General features: G+C 58.2%; 19 protein-coding genes. 12 read left to right on the top strand and 7 right to left on the bottom strand.

The window, feature by feature from the left end; translation table 11 throughout:
• The first annotated feature begins 505 nt into the window (after positions 1-505).
• From atoD to Q1J43_RS13330, 3 genes are read left to right on the top strand one after another with little or no spacing between them, the layout of a single operon-like run.
• Positions 506-1,171: an acetate CoA-transferase subunit alpha gene (atoD, locus tag Q1J43_RS13340; RefSeq protein WP_301102989.1), complete on the top strand. Its 666-nt coding sequence runs from the start codon at positions 506-508 to the stop codon at positions 1,169-1,171.
• 1 nt (position 1,172) lies between these two features.
• A complete protein-coding gene (locus Q1J43_RS13335) occupies positions 1,173-1,838 on the top strand; it encodes a 3-oxoacid CoA-transferase subunit B (protein WP_301102988.1) in 666 nt (221 codons plus the stop codon).
• 49 nt (positions 1,839-1,887) lie between these two features.
• Positions 1,888-3,303: a TIGR00366 family protein gene (locus tag Q1J43_RS13330; protein ID WP_301102987.1), complete on the top strand. Its 1,416-nt coding sequence runs from the start codon at positions 1,888-1,890 to the stop codon at positions 3,301-3,303.
• A 50-nt stretch (positions 3,304-3,353) separates the two neighbouring features.
• On the opposite strand, the gene Q1J43_RS13325 is transcribed toward Q1J43_RS13330, so the two are convergent.
• Genes Q1J43_RS13325 through Q1J43_RS13310 form a run of 4 tightly spaced genes read right to left on the bottom strand, consistent with a single transcriptional unit; the run spans position 3,354 to position 6,383 of the window.
• The gene (locus tag Q1J43_RS13325) at positions 3,354-3,776 is read right to left on the bottom strand and encodes a VOC family protein (RefSeq protein WP_301102986.1); all 423 of its coding nucleotides are present in this window, start codon (positions 3,774-3,776) and stop codon (positions 3,354-3,356) included.
• A gap of 51 nt (positions 3,777-3,827) precedes the next feature.
• Complete coding sequence (locus Q1J43_RS13320) at positions 3,828-5,123, bottom strand: TPM domain-containing protein (RefSeq protein ID WP_301102985.1); 1,296 nt, start codon at positions 5,121-5,123, stop codon at positions 3,828-3,830.
• Between the two features lie 5 nt (positions 5,124-5,128).
• On the bottom strand, positions 5,129-6,040 hold the full coding sequence (locus Q1J43_RS13315) for a LemA family protein (RefSeq protein WP_301102984.1): 912 nt from the start codon (positions 6,038-6,040) through the stop codon (positions 5,129-5,131).
• Complete coding sequence (locus tag Q1J43_RS13310) at positions 6,027-6,383, bottom strand: DUF2089 family protein (RefSeq protein ID WP_301102983.1); 357 nt, start codon at positions 6,381-6,383, stop codon at positions 6,027-6,029. The genes Q1J43_RS13315 and Q1J43_RS13310 overlap by 14 nt, the downstream gene beginning before the upstream one ends.
• Before the next feature lie 146 nt (positions 6,384-6,529).
• Here Q1J43_RS13310 and Q1J43_RS13305 point away from each other — a divergent pair, with 146 nt between their 5' ends.
• The 6 genes from Q1J43_RS13305 to Q1J43_RS13280 all read left to right on the top strand — a co-directional run bounded on the left by Q1J43_RS13305 (position 6,530) and on the right by Q1J43_RS13280 (position 11,883).
• Positions 6,530-6,805 carry a hypothetical protein gene (locus Q1J43_RS13305; protein ID WP_301102982.1) on the top strand — a complete coding sequence of 92 codons (276 nt, stop codon included), beginning with the start codon at positions 6,530-6,532 and terminating at the stop codon, positions 6,803-6,805.
• A complete protein-coding gene (locus Q1J43_RS13300; RefSeq protein WP_301102981.1) occupies positions 6,805-7,014 on the top strand; it encodes a hypothetical protein in 210 nt (69 codons plus the stop codon). Before Q1J43_RS13305 ends, Q1J43_RS13300 begins: the two co-directional genes overlap by 1 nt.
• A 170-nt stretch (positions 7,015-7,184) precedes the next feature.
• Positions 7,185-8,591 (top strand): coniferyl aldehyde dehydrogenase, encoded by a 1,407-nt coding sequence (locus tag Q1J43_RS13295; protein ID WP_301102980.1) that lies wholly within the window; start codon positions 7,185-7,187, stop codon positions 8,589-8,591.
• 26 nt (positions 8,592-8,617) lie between these two features.
• Positions 8,618-10,216 (top strand): choline dehydrogenase, encoded by a 1,599-nt coding sequence (locus Q1J43_RS13290; protein WP_301102979.1) that lies wholly within the window; start codon positions 8,618-8,620, stop codon positions 10,214-10,216.
• A gap of 66 nt (positions 10,217-10,282) precedes the next feature.
• Entirely contained in the window at positions 10,283-11,185 is a 903-nt protein-coding gene (locus Q1J43_RS13285) for an alpha/beta fold hydrolase (RefSeq protein ID WP_301102978.1), read from the top strand.
• A gap of 17 nt (positions 11,186-11,202) precedes the next feature.
• Positions 11,203-11,883: a hypothetical protein gene (locus Q1J43_RS13280; protein ID WP_301102977.1), complete on the top strand. Its 681-nt coding sequence runs from the start codon at positions 11,203-11,205 to the stop codon at positions 11,881-11,883.
• Positions 11,884-11,890: 7 nt separating this feature from the next.
• On the opposite strand, the gene Q1J43_RS13275 is transcribed toward Q1J43_RS13280, so the two are convergent.
• Both Q1J43_RS13275 and Q1J43_RS13270 read right to left on the bottom strand, forming a co-directional pair.
• Positions 11,891-12,472, bottom strand: a complete 582-nt coding sequence (locus Q1J43_RS13275) for a hypothetical protein (RefSeq protein WP_301102976.1) — start codon at positions 12,470-12,472, stop codon at positions 11,891-11,893.
• 31 nt (positions 12,473-12,503) lie between these two features.
• Positions 12,504-14,570, bottom strand: a complete 2,067-nt coding sequence (locus tag Q1J43_RS13270; protein WP_301102975.1) for a ferrous iron transporter B — start codon at positions 14,568-14,570, stop codon at positions 12,504-12,506.
• 148 nt (positions 14,571-14,718) lie between these two features.
• On the opposite strand from Q1J43_RS13270, the gene Q1J43_RS13265 reads away from it, so the two are divergent.
• Entirely contained in the window at positions 14,719-15,369 is a 651-nt protein-coding gene (locus Q1J43_RS13265; protein WP_301102974.1) for an energy transducer TonB, read from the top strand.
• Here the strand turns inward: Q1J43_RS13265 and Q1J43_RS13260 are convergent.
• Positions 15,363-15,905, bottom strand: a complete 543-nt coding sequence (locus Q1J43_RS13260; protein WP_301102973.1) for an NUDIX hydrolase — start codon at positions 15,903-15,905, stop codon at positions 15,363-15,365. The genes Q1J43_RS13265 and Q1J43_RS13260 overlap by 7 nt on opposite strands.
• A 188-nt stretch (positions 15,906-16,093) precedes the next feature.
• Here Q1J43_RS13260 and motA point away from each other — a divergent pair, with 188 nt between their 5' ends.
• Both motA and motB read left to right on the top strand, forming a co-directional pair.
• Entirely contained in the window at positions 16,094-16,951 is an 858-nt protein-coding gene (gene motA / locus Q1J43_RS13255) for a flagellar motor stator protein MotA (RefSeq protein WP_301102972.1), read from the top strand.
• A gap of 24 nt (positions 16,952-16,975) precedes the next feature.
• Positions 16,976-17,929 carry a flagellar motor protein MotB gene (gene motB / locus Q1J43_RS13250; protein WP_301102971.1) on the top strand — a complete coding sequence of 318 codons (954 nt, stop codon included), beginning with the start codon at positions 16,976-16,978 and terminating at the stop codon, positions 17,927-17,929.
• The last annotated feature ends 51 nt before the right edge of the window (positions 17,930-17,980 follow it).

Below are 17,980 nucleotides of genomic sequence, written 5' to 3'. Positions count from 1 at the left end.
CGGCAAGACGTCCTTTGCAAAAGGGCGAAAAACTGCGCGACAAAATAGAGGCGCAACTTGCAACACTTCAAAAATTGCCCAACCTCGTCCGATCATTTTTCAAGGCGCCGTCTGTCGCCTATATTACCGACTGCTGAGTAAACAAAGCGATATGCTAGAAAAAATTTAAACCACAGAGAAGCCCTCCGTGCCGGGCTGAGGCATGAACATCTCGATTTCCTTGTGATCGAGTGGTCTGGAGTTCGTTTGTATTTTGCGGAATCGAACTCAGACATTTCCCTTGGCTAGATTGCGGCGCGGTGCGCGGGCGGGGGTGGTAGAGGTGCGAAAACTATCCTCCGAAGCCCCTGCTGGCCTCAATCTTCATCCCGGTCAATGCCAAATTGTCGGCGGGAATTTTTACTGCGCATTGGCGCTCGCCATCGGTTAGACTTGCCAACTGGATTTGGGCACGTATCGTGCGTAGTCTCTGCTCGGTTGAATTACATTGTCAGGAGCAAAGCACATGGGTACACCTTGCAAGCGAGTCAGCTACGAGCAATTGCGGTTGCGGTTCCACGACGGAATGAGCATTCTTTTCGGCGGGTTCATGGGTTGCGGAACGCCTGATGGCATTGTCCGTGACCTGCTTGACTCGGGTGTCAGGGATCTGACCATCATCGGCAACGATACCGCCTGCGCCGATACCGGCATCGGCATCCTGGTCGCCAAGCGCCGGGTCAGGAAAGTCATCGCCTCGCACATCGGCACCAATCCGGAAACCGGGCGCCAGATGATCGCTGGCGAGCTTGAGGTCGAACTGGTGCCGCAGGGCACCCTGGCTGAACGCATCCGCTGCGGCGGAGCGGGCCTCGGTGGCGTGCTCACGCCGACCGGCGTCGGCACCATCGTCGAGGAGGGTAAGACCAAGCTGTCTTTTGACGGTGTCGAGTATCTGGTCGAGCGCCCACTGCGCGCCGATCTGGCGATCCTCAAGGCGCATCGTGCCGACGACAAGGGGAATCTGGTCTACCGGCGCGCCGCCCGCAACTTCAATCCCCTGATGGCTCTGGCTGCCGATTTCGTCGTTGCCGAAGTCGACGAGATTGTTTGTGCCGGTGAAATCGATCCGGAACTGGTGATGACACCGGGTATCCTGGTCAATGCCCTCATCCTTTCCGGGGAGAAGTGAAATGGATGCGAAAAATCTCATAGCCTGCCGTGTCGCGCAGGAGTTGAAGGACGGCGACGTGGTCAACCTCGGCATCGGCCTGCCAACGCTGATTCCCGACTACCTGCCCGAGGGCATCCGCATCACCCTGCAATCCGAGAACGGCTTTCTCGGCCTGGGCCCGCTCGTCGGCGACCCGCTGCCTGATCTGGTCAATGCCGGCGGCAAGCCCTGCGGCATGGTTCCCGGCACTGCCTTTTTCGATAGCGCTCTGTCCTTTGCCATCATCCGTGGCGGGCATGTCGATGTCACCGTGCTTGGCGGTCTGGAAGTCGATCAGCTAGGCAATCTCGCCAACTGGATGGTTCCCGGCAAGATGGTTCCCGGCATGGGCGGCGCCATGGATCTGGTGACCGGCGCCAGGAATGTCATCGTCGCCATGGAGCATGCGACCAAGAGTGGCGGCGCCAAGATTCTCTATCGCTGTTCGCTACCGCTGACTGCTGCCGGGAAAGTAACTTCCATCGTCACCGAACTGGCTTTTTTCCGCTTTATCGACGGTCAATTGGTGCTCACCGAAACCGCGCCTGGCATCACGCTTGAGGAAATCCGCGCCAAGACCGAAGCCGAGTTCATTGTCAGCACGCAGTGCTGCGAAATGAAGCTGCCGGGCAGTACCCCGAAATAAGTCGGAAATATAAAAAACTATTTATCCAACCCTGTGAAGGAGCGTGTTGATGAATCAGTCCATAAAGCACCCATCTGAATCCAATGAGCAGGGCGCCATTGCGCGTCTTGGCGCCAAGCTCGCCGATTGGAGCGAGAAATGGTTTCCTGATGCCTATGTTTTTGCCGCCATTGCCGTACTCATTGTCTGCGCCGCCGCGCTGGCGATGGGACGCACCCCGACCCAGGTTTCGGTGGACTTTGGCAAGTCCTTCTGGAACCTGATTCCATTCACGATGCAAATGGCTTTTGTCGTCATTGGCGGCTATATCGTTGCCGTTGCTCCGCCGGTACGCAGGGTCATCAACGTGTTGGCCGGTTTTCCGAAAACCCCAAAGGTGGCGGTGGCCTACGTAGCGTTCATGGCCATGTTGGCGTCTCTGCTCAGTTGGGGATTTAGCATGATTTTCGCGGGAATCATGATGCGTGAAATCAGCAAGCGGGTTGCCGGTGTCGATTATCGTGCTATGGGGGCTGCCGGTTATCTGGGCCTGGGCAGTGTCTGGGCGCTGGGCCTGTCATCGTCGGCTGCACTGCTGATGGCGACCAAGGGATCGATTCCCCCGGCCCTGCTCAAGATCAGCGGCGTCATTTCGCTGGAGCAGACCTTGTTTACCTGGCAGAACCTGGTGATGATCATCGTTCTTTTCGTGCTCTCGATCTGGATCTGCTATGCCTCGACACCGACGGCCAAACATGCCAAGACGGCTGAAATGGCAGGCATCGTCTACCAGGACAGCAAGGACGATATCGGTACCCCGCAAACTCCTGGCGAAAAGCTCGAGTTCAGCCCGGTGCTGACCCTGGTCATCGTCGCCCTGGGCCTGATCTATCTGTACGATGTGTTCAGCACCAAGGGTGGCCTGGCGGCGCTCGATCTGAACACCTACAACTTTATGTTCATCATCGCCGGCATGCTGCTGCACTGGCGTCCGCGTTCCTTCCTGCGTGCCGCGGCCAAGGCGGTTCCGATGACCGGCGGGGTGCTGCTCCAGTTTCCGCTGTATGCCGGTATTTTCGGCGTACTGATGGGTTCCGGGCTCAACGAGATTCTGGCCAAATTCTTCGTCTCGATTTCGACGCAGGATACGCTGCCGCTGATCGGCGGTATTTACTCGGCGATTCTCGGCCTGTTCCTGCCTTCCGGTGGTGGAAAATGGGTGGTCGAAGCGCCTTATCTGCTTGAAGCGGCCAACCAGTTGCACGTCAATCTGGCCTGGATGGTTCAGGTCTATAACGCCGCAGAAGCCCTGCCTAACTTTATCAATCCCTTCTGGATGCTGCCGCTGATGGGCCTGACCGGCGTCAAGGCGCGCGATCTGGCCGGCTATTCGACGCTGCAACTGATCTTCCATGCGCCCGTCGTCCTGCTGATGCTTTGGCTGCTCGGCAAAACACTGCCGTACATTCCGCCAGTTCTCGGTTAGCGAAAACGTGGAGGGCAGGGCATACGCCGAGCCCTCCGCCGGGTTGTGCCTCACTCTTCAGGCAATAACTGCGGGTTCCACGCGACCTCCCAGAGATGGTGATCTGGGTCTTGAAAATAACCGGCGTAACCGCCCCAAAAAGTTTCCTGAGCCGGTTTTACGATAACCGCACCTGCAATCTTGGCTTGTTCCATGACTGCGTCGACTTCCGCCTTGGACGAGACGTTATGTCCGAGTGTGAGCTCAGTAGGGCTTGGGCTGCCAAGCGGAATGCCTGAATCGATGGAAAGACTTTTGCGAGGCCAGATTGCGAGTTTCAATCCTGCTTGTAAATCAAAGAAAGCTACTGCCCCATACTCAAACTCTTTGCCAAAGATGCCTTGCGTTGGTAGGCCGAGACCATCGCGGTAGAAATGTACCGCCCGTTCCAAGTCGTCAACGCAGAGGGTAATAACTGTAATGCGTGGTTTCATGTGATGCTTCTTGCTCTCGTGTGGGCCAACCCTCAATATGCCATCGGTGTTTTACGGCCGTGGCGGCGCCAGACCTTCGAGCCGCATGGCTTGCTGATCACGAATGATGTCGACGCTGACCGGTTTGCCAGCCTCGGCGTCCTGCATGGCGCGCATGGCCTGCTCGTGATGCGTTAGCGCGACGCCATTCCAGCGCAACAGGCGGTCATCCTGACGGAAGCCAAAGGCCTCGGCGGCCGATCCGGCGCCAGTGCGAGCGACCCAGACATGGCCTTGCTGGTCGGAGGCAACGGTCAGGTGCCAACGCATTTTCTGCGGGTAGCCGCGGTTGTCGAAACCCCAGTCGGCGAAGGCGAACTGATAGGGGTGTTGGTTGATGAGTTGCACGTCGAAATGCCAACTGTTGTCACGCCCAAAACGGATCAGTCCTTGCATGGCAGTGAGGTCGAGTTGCCAGCGATCGCCCTGGCGAACGAAAAACCATGGCGAACACATACGCTCGTCGACCGGGTAGCGGATGACCGCCAGGGTTTGCTGTGCATCGTAGCGGACAGCGTCGGCATGACAGTCGCGATAGGTGGCGACGATGTTGTCCATCTGGGCCGGGGTGACGACCCATTGTTTGAGCATGGCGCGCGTCGGCGCGGAATAGATGTCGAGGTCGGGGCTGGCGTTGCGCGTCGACATGGCGTTCAGATAGGCCTGCAAGGTCACTTCTGGGGAATTTTGCGCGAGCGGCGAGTCGCCTTGGCCTGGTTTCTGCGCATTGGGCGTGTCACTGATGGTGGCCGGGACCGGCGCACCGTCCAGCCGTGCGTTGGCCGTGGCGCCGCCGCCGGCGGTCGCCGCAGGCGACCAGACTTCGTCGTCCCAGCCTTGATTGGTCTGAGTGTGCTGGGCGCGGGTGACAATCAGCTCGGTGGTGGCCAAAATGCCATCGGCTACGCGTCCGGCGGCAAAAAATGGCGTCATCTGGCGCTGTTCGATGTAGGCGATAAAAGCGTCCGGGTAGGCGGCCTCCAGCGACCGGCTGACCTCGAGGCGAACCTTGTTATCGGCAGTGTCGAGCACCAGTAGCAGGCCGCGCCCGCCTTTGCTGGCAGATCCAACTTTCAGCGCCTGAAACTGTTGGCTGGTATAGCGGTTGAGGTCCCCGCCCTGGGTCAGGGTCAGCACGCGATAGTCGATGTCGTGGTCAGCCAGAAGGTAGTGATGAAAGGTGGCGACGCTCGCGGCTTGTTTAGCGCTCAATAGCCGGGCAGCGTCATTGATCAAGGTCGGTTCCCGGCTGCAGGCCGGTAGCAGGGAGGCGATGAGCGCGATGATTCCAATTTGCCGGATCATCATCGTCATCACCACTTGCGTTCAGGCGTCTGGGCACTCACCGCAGCGGCCTTGAAATAGGCTTTGCGCTGAAAGTGGCCGATTCCGGCGATCAGGCTGCCCGGCAATTTGCGGATGCTGGCGTTGTACGTTTCAACGGTTTCGTTAAAGCGATTGCGAGCCGTAAGGATGCGGTTTTCTGTTCCCTCGAACTGCGCCTGCAATTGAAGGAACTGGTCGGAGGCTCGAAGTTGTGGATACGCCTCCGCAACCGCAATCAACTGCTGCGCGCGTTTGCCGACGATGGTTTGGGCGTTGGCCAGATCAGCCAGCAACTTCTCGTCGGTTGGCGCTTTGCCCAACTGGGCGCGCAAAAGTTCATTGGCCTGTTTCTGTGCCTTGAGCAGTTGGTCGACATCAGCGTCAGGGGTAGTTTGCGCCCTGTTTGCAGTGACTTGTTCGAGGGCTGCCTGTTCGTGCTTTACATACCTGGAAACCGTTTCGACCAGAGCAGGAATCAGGTCGGCGCGGCGCTGGTAGGCGGCTTCGACCTGCGCCCAGCTTTCCATGGCTTTTTCTTCCTGGCTGACGATGCTATTGTAAAGCCAGGTCAAGACCAGCAATGGCATGATCAGGATGAGGGCGATGCCCAGCACGCTAGTGAGGTTGCGGTTCATGTGAGCTGTACTCCCCGGTTGGTTCAAGGTTTGTGCGATATCCTGGATGGCTTCCGTTTCGGTGCCGGCGGAGAGCAGCATGACCGCCAGAATGAGCAGGATGACAGCAGCCAGGATCGGTAACAGCCATCGTGCCGGGTGTGGTTCAGGGGCAGGGCTTGCGCTTGCCGGTCCCTGAACAGCGCTGCGCAGCAGATCAGCCTGGCGGTCGTTGATTAACCCTTCGCTCTGCATGCGGCGGATATTTTCTTCATGAGTCACCATTGATCTCCCTGATCATTCTTGCCGCCTCTTCGGCGGTCATTTCGCCGTGTTCGACGGCCTGCAACCAGATTGCAGTCTGTCTTTGGTCGGCCGCCTGCAATGCACGCAAGGTGTCAACCAAGGCATCGATGCGCTTGCGCAGCGTCGGGTAGCTCACGTTCAACACCGGCGCTAGTTGTTTGAGGTTGCCTCCGTTGAGCAGAAACACCTCGGCAAGATGTAGCATTTCGGGCGGTAGACGAGCAAGCCTGGACGTGCAGAAACGGCCTTTGACCTCAATCCCGCACACCGCGCAGCTTCGCGCAGAAATGTGCATTAGGCCATGGCATGAGGGACAATTCATGTTGTTATTTTAATAAATCGAAAATAAAAATCAATAAGAATTAATTAAATTTAATTTCGATAAAATTCTGGCAAGCTGCAAGACTTGTTTTCCGCAATGCCCGCTATACAATGCGCATGTGCTGACCATGTTCACAGGAGATCATAATGGCTACCGCAACCGAACGCATTCCCGTGCTGGTGACGGCAACAGAAAAAGGGCAGATAGCCAAAATGGCGAAGGCGGCAGGCTTGTCGATGGGTGAGTTTCTGCGTCGGGCCGCAGCGTCGTTTCGCCCTGGTCAGGATGACCAGATTCTGGAAGGGATGATTGACCAGATGAACAAAACAAGCGCACAGGCTAACGCCGCAATCGATAAGGCTCTGGCTTGTGTCGATGCCTCGAATAAGCGAATTGCCGATATGGAACGAAAGGCAGCTTGATGGGAGTTACCGACAAACTATGGGATGCCATCACTACAGTCATCAAGATGAATGACAAGGTTGAGCGCATGGCCGGGTCAATGGTGAGCCAACAGCAGAAAATCGAAGGCTTGACTGAGCGCGTTATTCGCCTTGAGACCGCGCTGGAGATTGCCATGTCTCGAAGTGTTACTGAAAAGCCGCATCAACGCGTGACGCATAAAAACTGATCGGAAAGCAATCGGGAAATCCTGGGCCGATACACCCTGTCAGGGCGTCATCGGGTGCTCGGGTGGTTTGCCACCGCCGTCATGGTCAGCGCCGTGATCGCAATGCTGGTTGCCGGGTAGCAGGGCGGCGGCATACACTCGCGAGAAGTTGACTACCAGGGTCGGAGAGCATGAGTGACGTGAACTCGCTGGAAATCCGTTTTTCCCGGCTGCAGCGAGCAGCACGTGGCGAGCCGAATCCGCCGCGTGAATTGCGTGCGCGGCGCTTGCGGACACTGGACCGTTTGTTGCGTGACAACGCCGATGCGCTGGCCGACGCGGTGCGCCAGGATTTTGGCCATCGTTCCCTGGCCGAGACGCGTCTGCTCGAGTTGTTTCCCTGCTACGCGGCGATTTCGCATGCGCTGGGGCATTTGCATCGATGGATGCGTCCGCAGCGGCGTGGCGTGTCGCTGTGGTTCCAGCCGGCGCGGGCGGAGGTGCGTTTCCAGCCCTTGGGCGCAGTCGGCATTATCGTTCCCTGGAATTACCCGATTTATCTGGCCATTGGCCCACTGGTTTCGGCCTTGGCGGCAGGTAATCGTGTGCTGCTCAAAATGTCCGAATTCACTCCGGCGACTTCACGCCTGTTCGCCGAATTGATCGCCGGAGATTTTGCCGACGACGAGGTTTCGGTGGTCGAAGGCGATGCCGGCGTGGCCCAGGCCTTTGCGCGCTTGCCTTTCGATCATCTGCTGTTTACCGGGTCGACGCCGGTGGGCCAACACGTCATGCGCGCTGCGTCGGAAAACCTGACGCCGGTGACACTCGAGCTGGGTGGCAAGTCACCGGCGATTATTGGCGTCGCGGCGAACTTCGAACACGCGGTTGAACGAATTATCGTCGGCAAAACGCTTAACGCCGGGCAGACCTGCATCGCGCCCGACTACGTGTTGTTGCCAAGCGGCCAGGAAGATGACTTCGTCGCCGTTGCGAAACGTGTCGTCGCCCGTTGTTATCCTGATCTTGGCACCACTCCGGACTATACCAACATCATCAATTCTCGCCACTTTGCGCGCCTGTCCGGCTATGTCGATGAGGCGCGGGCGCAGGGGGCGGAGCTGGTCGAGCTGATTCCGGGCGTGGCCGCCGATCCGGTGTCGCGGCGCTTGCCGCCGCTCGTTCTGCGCGGCGTCAATGACGGTATGCGCGTTATGCAGGATGAGATTTTCGGACCGCTATTGCCGTTAATTCCCTACGCCGATCTCGCGCAGGCGATTACCTTCGTCAATTCGCGCCCCAGGCCACTGGCGCTTTACTACTTTGACACGGATGCGTCATGCATCGACCGGGTGCTCAATGAAACGGTTTCCGGCGGCGTGGCGATCAACGACACGCTTTTGCACATTGCGCAGGATGATCTGCCCTTTGGCGGAGTCGGCGCCAGCGGCATGGGTTGCTATCACGGGTTTGATGGCTTTCAGACCTTCTCGGCAATAAAGGGTGTTTTCCGTCAATCCAGGCTCTCCGGTATCGGCCTGTTCAAGCCGCCCTACGGCGCCTTGTTCGAGCGTTTGATCAAGCTTCTGTTGCGATGATGTTGCTGGCTCTGGACGTGGAAAACATGTTTGACTACGTGATTGTTGGCGGGGGATCGGCGGGGTGCGTCTTGGCCAATCGCTTGAGTGCTGACAGTCGCGTTACGGTCTGCCTGCTGGAGGCTGGTCCGCCGGATCGCCATCCACTGATTCATATGCCAATGGGTATCCTCTGGATGATGCGCAGCAAGGTGCTGAACTGGAATTTCTACACCGAGGACGAGGCAGAAATGGGTGGGCGCCGGATGTTCTGGCCGCGTGGGCGGACTCTGGGCGGCAGCAGTTCGTCAAACGCAATGTGTTATTTGCGCGGCCATCCTGCTGACTACGATCAGTGGGCGGCGCTTGGCAATCCGGGCTGGTCGTTTGCCGATGTCCTGCCTTACTTCAAGCGTGCGCAGCATCAGGAGAGAGGAGCGTCGGCGTATCACGGCACGGGCGGGCCGCTTAACGTTGCTGATTTGCGCAGCCCCAGCTCATTGACACGGGTCTTTGTCGAGGCCGGAGTCGAGGTCGGCCTGCCGCACAACGACGATTTCAACGGCGCCAGCCCGGAGGGGGTCGGGCCGTTTCAGGTGACGCAAAAGAACGGTCGTCGTTGCAGTACGGCGCGCGGTTATCTGGCGCCGGTGAGGTCGCGTGCCAACCTGACGGTGATTACTCAGGCCCACGCGACTCGCGTTCTGCTTGAACAGCAGCGTGCGGTTGGCGTTGAATTTTTGCGCCGGGGGCGGTTGCAACAGGTCGGTGCGCGTCAGGAAGTCATTCTCTCGGCGGGTGCCATCAACAGCCCGCACTTGCTGATGTTGTCCGGTATTGGCGACGCCCGGAAACTCCATGACGCCGGGGTCGTTCCCCGCCATCACTTGCCGGGGGTCGGCCAGAATCTTCAGGATCACCTGGACGTCATCCTGGTGCAGGCCTGTACCCAACCCGTTTCCTACGGCATTACCTGGCGCAGTGTTCTGCGCGGTGGTCTGGATCTGGTGCGCTATCTGGCCGCAGGTCGGGGAATGTTCACCACCAATGGCGCCGAGGGTTGTGCCGTGGCGCGAAGCACTCCTGAAGAGGAGCTGCCTGATCTGCAGTTTCATTTCAGCCCGGGCAAGTTGCGCGACCACGCACGGGATCTACTGTTTCTGTGTGGTGATGGCTATTCCCTGCATGTCTGCAATCTGCGACCCAAGAGCCGAGGCGAAATTTGTCTGGCAAGCGCCGACCCCCAGGCCGCGCCGCTTATCCGCGCTAACTACCTTACGCATCCTGAAGACATCGAGCATCTGTTACGCGGCTTTAAACTGGCGCGCAGGATTTTTGCAGCACGAGCGTTCGACGCTTATCGTGGCAGAGAAATTTCTCCGGGGCGCGAGGTGAAAAGCGACGAAGACATCAGGCGGTTCATCCGTCAGCAGGCCGAAACCATCTACCATCCGGTCGGTACATGCAAAATGGGCAGCGATGCACTGGCCGTCGTCGATGCCAGCTTGCGTGTGCACGGGCTAAGTGGCCTACGCGTGGTTGATGCGTCTATCATGCCCTTGCTGGTCGGTGGTAATACCAACGCGCCGGCGATCATGATCGCTGAAAAAGCGTCCGACATGATCATGGCTGCACGGCGGGACTGATTGGCCTGTGCTAGCCGTATAATCGGTGCATCCGATTGGGACGGTTGCCGGGGATCATTCTCTTCCATGCTTGCCATTATTCTTCGCCTGTTCATCCTGTTTGAACTGGTCTGTTATGCGACCATTGCCCTGTATTTTTTTGAGCTCACGGCGCTGGCGGCGGGCGTGTTCGCAGTCGCCGGTGTGTTTGCTGCGCGCCTCTGGCGCGTCGGTCTGATCTACGCCTATGGCCGGGCCTATCGTTCGCCTGCGCCGAGCCTCGGCTGGTGGCGGGCTAGCGTTATGTTCTTTGCTGAATACGTGGCCTTTATTACCAACTTTGTTTTTATTTCCCCCTTCGAACGCTGGTGGATGGGGGCGGATCGCCTGCTGCCGTGCTACGGACGCCCGCCATTGCTGCTGATTCACGGCTACGGCTGTTCGCGCGCAGCGTGGTGGAGCTTGCGCCGGCGCCTTGAGGCGGCCGGCTGGAGCGTGGCGACGATCAATCTGGAACCGCTCTTTACCAGTATCGAAAATTTCGTCGAACCCGTCGCTCGGCGCCTCGACGACGTGCTCGCCGAAACCGGGGCGACGCAGGTGGTCCTGGTCGGGCACAGCATGGGCGGATTGGTGGCACACGCTTATCTGCGTCGTCACGGGGTAGCACAAGTCAGCCGGCTGGTGACGCTGGGGACGCCGCATGCAGGAAGCGAACTGGCAAAAACCGGCATCGGTGAAAATGCCCGCCAAATGCGACCGGGAAGTGCGTGGCTGACGGCGTTGGCAAGCGAAGCGCCGCTGATCGATACATTGAACATTTTCAGTAGGCACGACAATTTTGTGTTGCCGCAGGTCAACCTCGTGTTGCCAGGGGCGCAGCAGCGGATAATTGATGGTCTGGGTCATCTGGCCATGCTTTATTCGCCACGGGTGGCGCAGGCGGTACTAGACGGATTGCCGCCGTTATGCAAAATTGTGGTGGAGTAGACCTTCGGGAGACACGCATGAAATCAGTACTGGCAACGATTTTGCTGTTCTCTGCCCTGCTGCTGCAGAATGTGGCGCTGCAAGCGCAAGGCGTCTATGTGACCCAGGGGGAAAAGGGCCCGGTTTTTTCGGACAAGCCGCAGCCCGGCGCCCGGGAAGTTTCTTTGCCACCGCTTAATGTCGTGGCTCCACCGCAGGAACCCAAGGCTGCCGCAACTGGCAACGCAGCGGCCACCAGCAGTAACCGCGTTAGCCCTGATGCGACAGCGGTGGCCTACCGCACTTTCTCAATTGTGTCCCCCGAGAGCGATGGCAGTGTCGTCGCCAATACGGCACTCTTCGAGGTGCGTGTTGCCGTCGATCCGCCCCTGCAACTGGGTGAGGGGCACGTCTTTGCCGTCAGCATCAACGGGCGTCCCGTCAGCCAGCGCTTTACCGCCAACGAATTCATGATTCCACCGGAGTTCTGGGGCGACGCCTTGCCGCCACCCAACCAGAGCATGCAACTGGACGCGAGCATTGTTGACGGTGACGGACGCGTGCTGAAGAGGGCCGCGCCGGTGCGCTTTTTCATGCGTCATGCGACGCTTTTGAACAGGCCAAAACGGCTGGCGCCGCCACCGATTACGCCGGAACGACCTGTTGCGCCCAAGCCGGCGATGGCGCCGGATAAGGCGGTTGGCGCAACGATGAAATGACGTTGGGTTAGTGAAATCCGGGCAGCAGGAGCGTCTGCTGGTGCCGATGAACGGGTTCCAGCGTTCCCTGGAAAAGCGCTTCAATGACCGGCGGTTCGCGCCAGCGTTCGTTCATGAAATTCAGTCCGATTTCTTCGACCAGCGCACCTCTCCAGTAGTGTCTGGACACTTCGTCGAGCGTCGACAGGTTCAGACTGTGCGGCAGGCGCAGGTAATCGAGCCAGCTCGAATCGTGAAATGAAACGACATACGCTCCTTTGCTGCGCGCGCAAAACAGATATTTGCCAAAGACCCGGCTCGGATGTTTGGCACGGAAATTTTCCGCATCGACGCGCGTGGCAAAAAGAAGCAGGGCGTGCAGTCGACTGGGGAAGTTGTTGTAGAGGCGCTGCCGGTAGTATTCAAGATGATATTCGGCAAAATAATTCTGCACCGTGGTGAATTGGTCCTCGGGCAAGGAAGTGCCGAAAGGATTGCCGGTGAGCACGTCCCAGCCCGGCAATTCGGCATCCGGATCCAGCCAGGCGTAAAGCTCCAGAGTCGCGGTGTCTTTGATCAGGTGGTCCATCGTCGTATTCAGGAGTGTCATTGGCGTCATTCTGACCCTTGATCGGGGTTTGTCAAAGGCCGATTGCTTTTATCAGTTCCAGCAGCAGACGAACCACCCCGGCCATCAGCAGCGCACTGAGCAGCGAGATCATCAGCGATAGCCAAGCCTCCTTGCGGCCCAGGGCCTTGAGCATGACGGCGAAGGTCGACAAGCAGGGAACATAAAAAGTCAGGAAAACCAGAAAAGTGAAAATCTGCACATGATTTAGTAAGGGCATGATTTCCTGCGTGCCAAGGGCCTGGTAAATCATCAACAGCGATAATTCTTTGCGTAGTACGCCGAACAGAATGGGTACGCCGAGGACGATCGGCAGACCGAGCCACCAGACCGTTATCGGGATCAGCGCGGTGTTGATCAGCGCATCGGCGCCAAAGTGGCTGAGCAGGGCCAGAACAACGCTGCCAATGACCAGCAGGGGGGTGACAATGGTGACGATATCCTCGGTTCGCTCCCAGGTCTTGCGCCAGATCTTGCTCCACGTCGGCAGCGTGTAAGGCGGGATGGGCAGAACCATTCCCAGCGCACTATCGGAATAGCGGCGCGCTAACAGCTTGCCGAGAACGGCAATCACGATCAGGGTCAGCATGAATATCGCGAAGACGCCGAGGCCACCAAGATACTTGCCGCCGATGGCCAGAATGATCGCTGAACGCGCCGAGCAGGGAACGAAGGTGATCAGGATGGCCGAGACCGCGCGTTCGCGCCGTGATCCGGTCATGGTTGCGGCAGAGATCGCCGGTACGTTGCAACCGAGCCCGATCAGGAAGGGTACCGCAACACCGCCGTGCAATCCAATGTGGTGGAAGCCACGATCGACGACAAACGCGACGCGATGCATGACCCCTGATTCCTCCAGGGCGACCAGCAACAGTACCAGTGGCAGCATGTAGGGAGCGACAATGCCGACCAGGCCGACCAGGCCGTCGGCCACGGCGTGGCCGACGACGCCCAGCGTCGATTCGGGTTGCCACTGCTGTACCCAGTTGGCCAGTCGTGCCGAAGTCCATGCGTCGAGAAAGGCGCTTATTTCGAAGACGATCAGCAACACTAGGGCGAAAACCAGCAGGCTGCCGAGCAATCCCCAACGCGGGTGCAGGAACAGCTCGTCGAGCCAGCGCCGCCAACCTTCGCCGGAGTCAACGCCACGCGGGCTGGTAACCGCTTCAAACAGTATGGCGGCACGGTGGTGGCGGTCGGCGTGCAGTTCTTCGGACAGCGGGCGCGGCAGGCTCTTCTCGGCGGTCGTTCGGGCCCGCGCTATTTCAGGCAACAAGGCAGGCAGGTGGATACTCAGTGCGCGGAGGAAGTAATCGTCGTTTTCGGCCAGTTGCGAGAGTAGTAGCGCTCGTGGCACTCGGAAAAGCGCTTCGATTTCAGGGTGGGCGATGACCGTCTTGAGCGCCTGTAGACTTTCGCCGATATGCCGGGTGGGTGGCTGCGGCAGGGGGCAGGCTTTTTGCCGCGCAACGTCAAGAACCGCCGCAAAGAGTGCCAAGACGCCCTTGCCCATGTGCGCAATCGTCGGGATGACGGGTACGCCCAGGCGTTCACTGAGTGTCTGCACATTGATGAAGAGTCCCTTTTTGCGTGCTTCGTCGATCCGGTTCAGGGCGATCACCAGGGGACGCCCGAAGAGGCCTAGCTCAAGGCTAAGTTCGAGGTCTTTTTCCAGTGTCGTGGCGTCGACCACCTGAACCAAGACATCTGGTGCGGCGAAGCCTGTGCTTTCATTGCTTTCCTCGTGCTGGGTAAGCAGCGGCCAGTGATCGCCCCAGAGTAGATACATGAAAACAAGCTGGTCGTGCTCGTTCAATTGATGCAGTGAGTCAATCGACGGCAGATCGACCAGGGCGATCTGATCGAGGCCGACGTCAACCACGCATTCCTGGTAAGCGCCGCCGACCCCGGCCAGACGCTCGTGACCAACGACCGGGCTGGACGCCGCATCGAAAATGGTGCTCTTGCCGACGCCATAGCGGCCGATCAATGCCACGCGCGGTCGCCGGTCGCCGCGCAGCAGCGGGCCGTGCAGCGGGATCGCCGTCACTATTTTGGATGGGGGGGCTGACTGTGTCATTGACTAAATGCGGGCAGCTAAAGGGGGTGACGTATTGCCTAGGAAGCCGAAGCTGTGCGGGGGGTGTTAAACTTGGCCTTGCGCAGAGTGAAGCCAATCTACCACCAAAATCGGAACGCACAAAACCCCTCCGCCATCTTTGCTATCAATGCTCACTTCCTCGCGCCGCATACTGCTGAAGGCTTTGATTGTTTCACTGCTGCTTCATGCTGCACTTCTGTCCCGAGTGGTCAGCTTGTTCCCAGTGCAACTGGATATTGCGGGCAGGACCATCAATGTGCTGATTAGTAGCCAACGCCGCGGCGATTCGAGTAATCAGGCCAGCGTACCGACTACCCGGTCGCTGAACGAAACCGCCAAGCGTCCCGCGCCAGTCCTTGATAACGCTGCGGCAGCCAAGATTGCCGTTGCTCAGCCTGTTCTCTTTGAACTTGCCGCAACGGGCGTCCCGGCGCTGTCAAGCCCGCCGCCAGGCGCCGCGCACGAAGGCGTCAGTGGTGATGACATGCGCCAGTATCGGCTGTCGCTGGCAACGGCTGCACGACGTTTCAGGAACTATCCGGCCTTGGCCAGACAGCGGGGCTGGGAGGGAACGGCAGAAGTGGCGCTTGACGTCAGTGCGTCGGCGTTAGTGCCGGACGTGGTGCTGGTTCATTCGAGCGGTCGCGGCGTTCTCGACAGGCAGGCGCTGGAGATGCTGACCCAGGCGGCACGCGTGACAACTCTGCCTGAAGGGTTGAAGGCGCGGGATTTTCGCATTTTGTTACCAGTGCAGTTCAGTCTGGACGATGATCAGTAGCCTTCGAGTGGCAAGAGATCGTTTTCGTGAAATTTGAATTGACCAGCCAGGCGATCAGCGAAATAGGCTTTAAGGCATAGCGTTACGCTACGGAAGGCGAGTTCCTGCCACGGGATGTCGGCTTCGCAAAAAAGTGCCGTCTCAAGGCTCTCCTCGCCTGCGGCAAAGTCGGTATCGAGCAGTCGGCCGCGGTAGAACAGGTGAACCTGGTTGATGTAGGGAACATTTACCAGCGAAAAAAGATTGTCGATTGCAATTCGCGCGCAGGCTTCTTCGCGTGTTTCACGCAGGGCGGCTTGCGTTGTCGATTCGCCATTTTCCATGAATCCGGCCGGCAGCGTCCACAGCCCATGACGCGGTTCGATGGCCCGGCGACAGAGCAGGATCAGGCCCTTCCATTCCGCGACGCAACCGACGACGAGCTTGGGATTTTGGTAATGGATCGTTCCGCAGTGCAGGCAGATGTGGCGCGGCAAGGAGTCGCCTGGCGGGACGCGGAATTCAACGCGGGCCCCACATTGGGCGCAGTAGTTCATGTACGGTAGCCCAGGTTCATTCGCCCGATTCTATATGATCTGCGCGGGGTGGCGTGATGCGAGCGGTTTCTGTAATTATTTGGCCGACAGTTTTTATACCCAGATGACCCTACCCCGTTACAATATCACCGAGCATCGAAATGCAAGATCAAGTGTATCCGCAGCGCGGTATGTCAGGGGGATGTTGAATGTTTTTAATCGTCGGTTACATCATCATTCTGGTTTCGGCCCTTGGAACCTACTCGGTTCACGGCAGCCTTGCGGCTTTGTGGGTGCCGCTCGAATACCTCGCCATCGTTGGCTTGACGATCGGTGGTTTCGTTGCCGGCAACGATGTCAAGGTCATTAAATCGACGATCGGCGCGCTGCCCGGTCTTTTCCAGGGGTCGAAATATACCAAAGCGCTTTACGTCGATCTGCTGTCCATGCTTTTCGAGGTCCTGGCCAAGGTGCGCAAGGAAGGCTTGATGTCGATTGAGAATGACGTCGAGAATCCTCATGAAAGCCCGATTTTTGGCAAATATCCGGCGCTTTCGAAAGATCACCACGTCATGGAATTTATTACCGACTATCTGCGCATGATGGTCGGCGGTAACCTCAACGCCCTGGAAATCGAAAGTCTGATGGATATCGAAATAGAGACACATCACCATGAAGTCATGGTTCCAGGTCACATCATGGCCAAATTGGGTGATGCGACACCCGCGTTCGGTATCATCGTGGCGGTGATGGGCGTGGTGAACGTCATGGGTTCGGTAGGTGAGCCGCCAGCGGTACTTGGTAAAATGATCGGCGGTGCGCTGGTCGGCACCTTTCTCGGTATTTTGATCGCTTATGGCTTTGTTACTCCAGTCGCGACCTTGCTTGAGCAGAAGGCTGAGGAAGGCTCTAAGATCTATCAAGTGATCAAAGTCGTTCTGCTTTCATCAATGTCGGGCTACGCTCCTCAGGTGGCGGTGGAGTTCGGACGCAAGGTTCTGTTTTCGACGGTCCGGCCGACATTCAGTGAGCTTGAGGACGAGCTCAAGGCGCGCAAGGGCAAGTAGCCTCTTGCCGAGCGAGGACATTGCATGAGCGAAGACGTACGCCCGGTAGTCATCAAGCGCATCAAGAAGGTGGCGGGCGCTCATCACGGTGGCGCATGGAAGATCGCCTACGCCGACTTCGTGACGGCGATGATGGCCTTCTTTCTGCTCATGTGGCTGCTCGGTTCAACGGCCAATGGCGATCTCAAGGGCATTGCGGATTACTTCACCAATCCGGTCAGGGTCAGCATGCAGGGTGGATCGGGGGCTGGTGACGCGACCAGCATTATCAAGGGTGGTGGCAAGGAACTGACCAGCAGTGCAGGACAGGTCAAGGCTGGCGAGGTGCAATCAAGAAAGAGGGCGTCCGCCCTCAGGGAAGCCAAGGCGGAACAACGTAAGGAGTTTGAGAAGCGCGAGAAGGCGACGTTGAACGAACTCAAACAGAACATTGAGACGCTCATCGACGGTAACTCTGTGCTCAGACAGTTCAAGAACCAGTTGCTGATTGACGTGACTGCGGAAGGTCTTCGTATCCAGATCATCGATGAAAAAAACCGCCCGATGTTCGACACCAGCAGTGCTGAGCTCAAGCCTTATTCCAAGGTGATCCTGCGTGAAATTGGCCGGGCGCTGAATGCCGTACCCAACAAGGTCAGTTTTTCCGGGCACACCGATGCGGCACAGTTCGGCGGCGGCGAAAAAGGCTTCTCAAATTGGGAGCTCTCGGCGAATCGGGCGAATGCATCCCGACGCGAAATGATTGCCGGGGGCATGGACGAAAACAAGGTATTGCGTGTGCTTGGTTTGTCCTCGACCGTGTTGTTCGACAAGAACGATCCTTTGAGTTCGGCCAATCGACGGATCAATATCGTCGTGCTCAACAAACGCAGTGAAGAAGCCATGCTGCAAGAGGATGGAAATGTTACGATCGACTCGGATGGCGAATTGGGTGACGAAGCACTGACCTTGCAGGCCATGCCCGGTTCCACGAAATGAGTTGTTGAACGATTGATATGGTCATCCGGCGTGCGATCGTAACGCTTTAAA

This window comes from Propionivibrio sp. (genome assembly GCF_029255185.1).
GTDB lineage: Bacteria > Pseudomonadota > Gammaproteobacteria > Burkholderiales > Rhodocyclaceae > Propionivibrio.
This window is presented reverse-complemented; position numbering and strand designations above follow the sequence as displayed.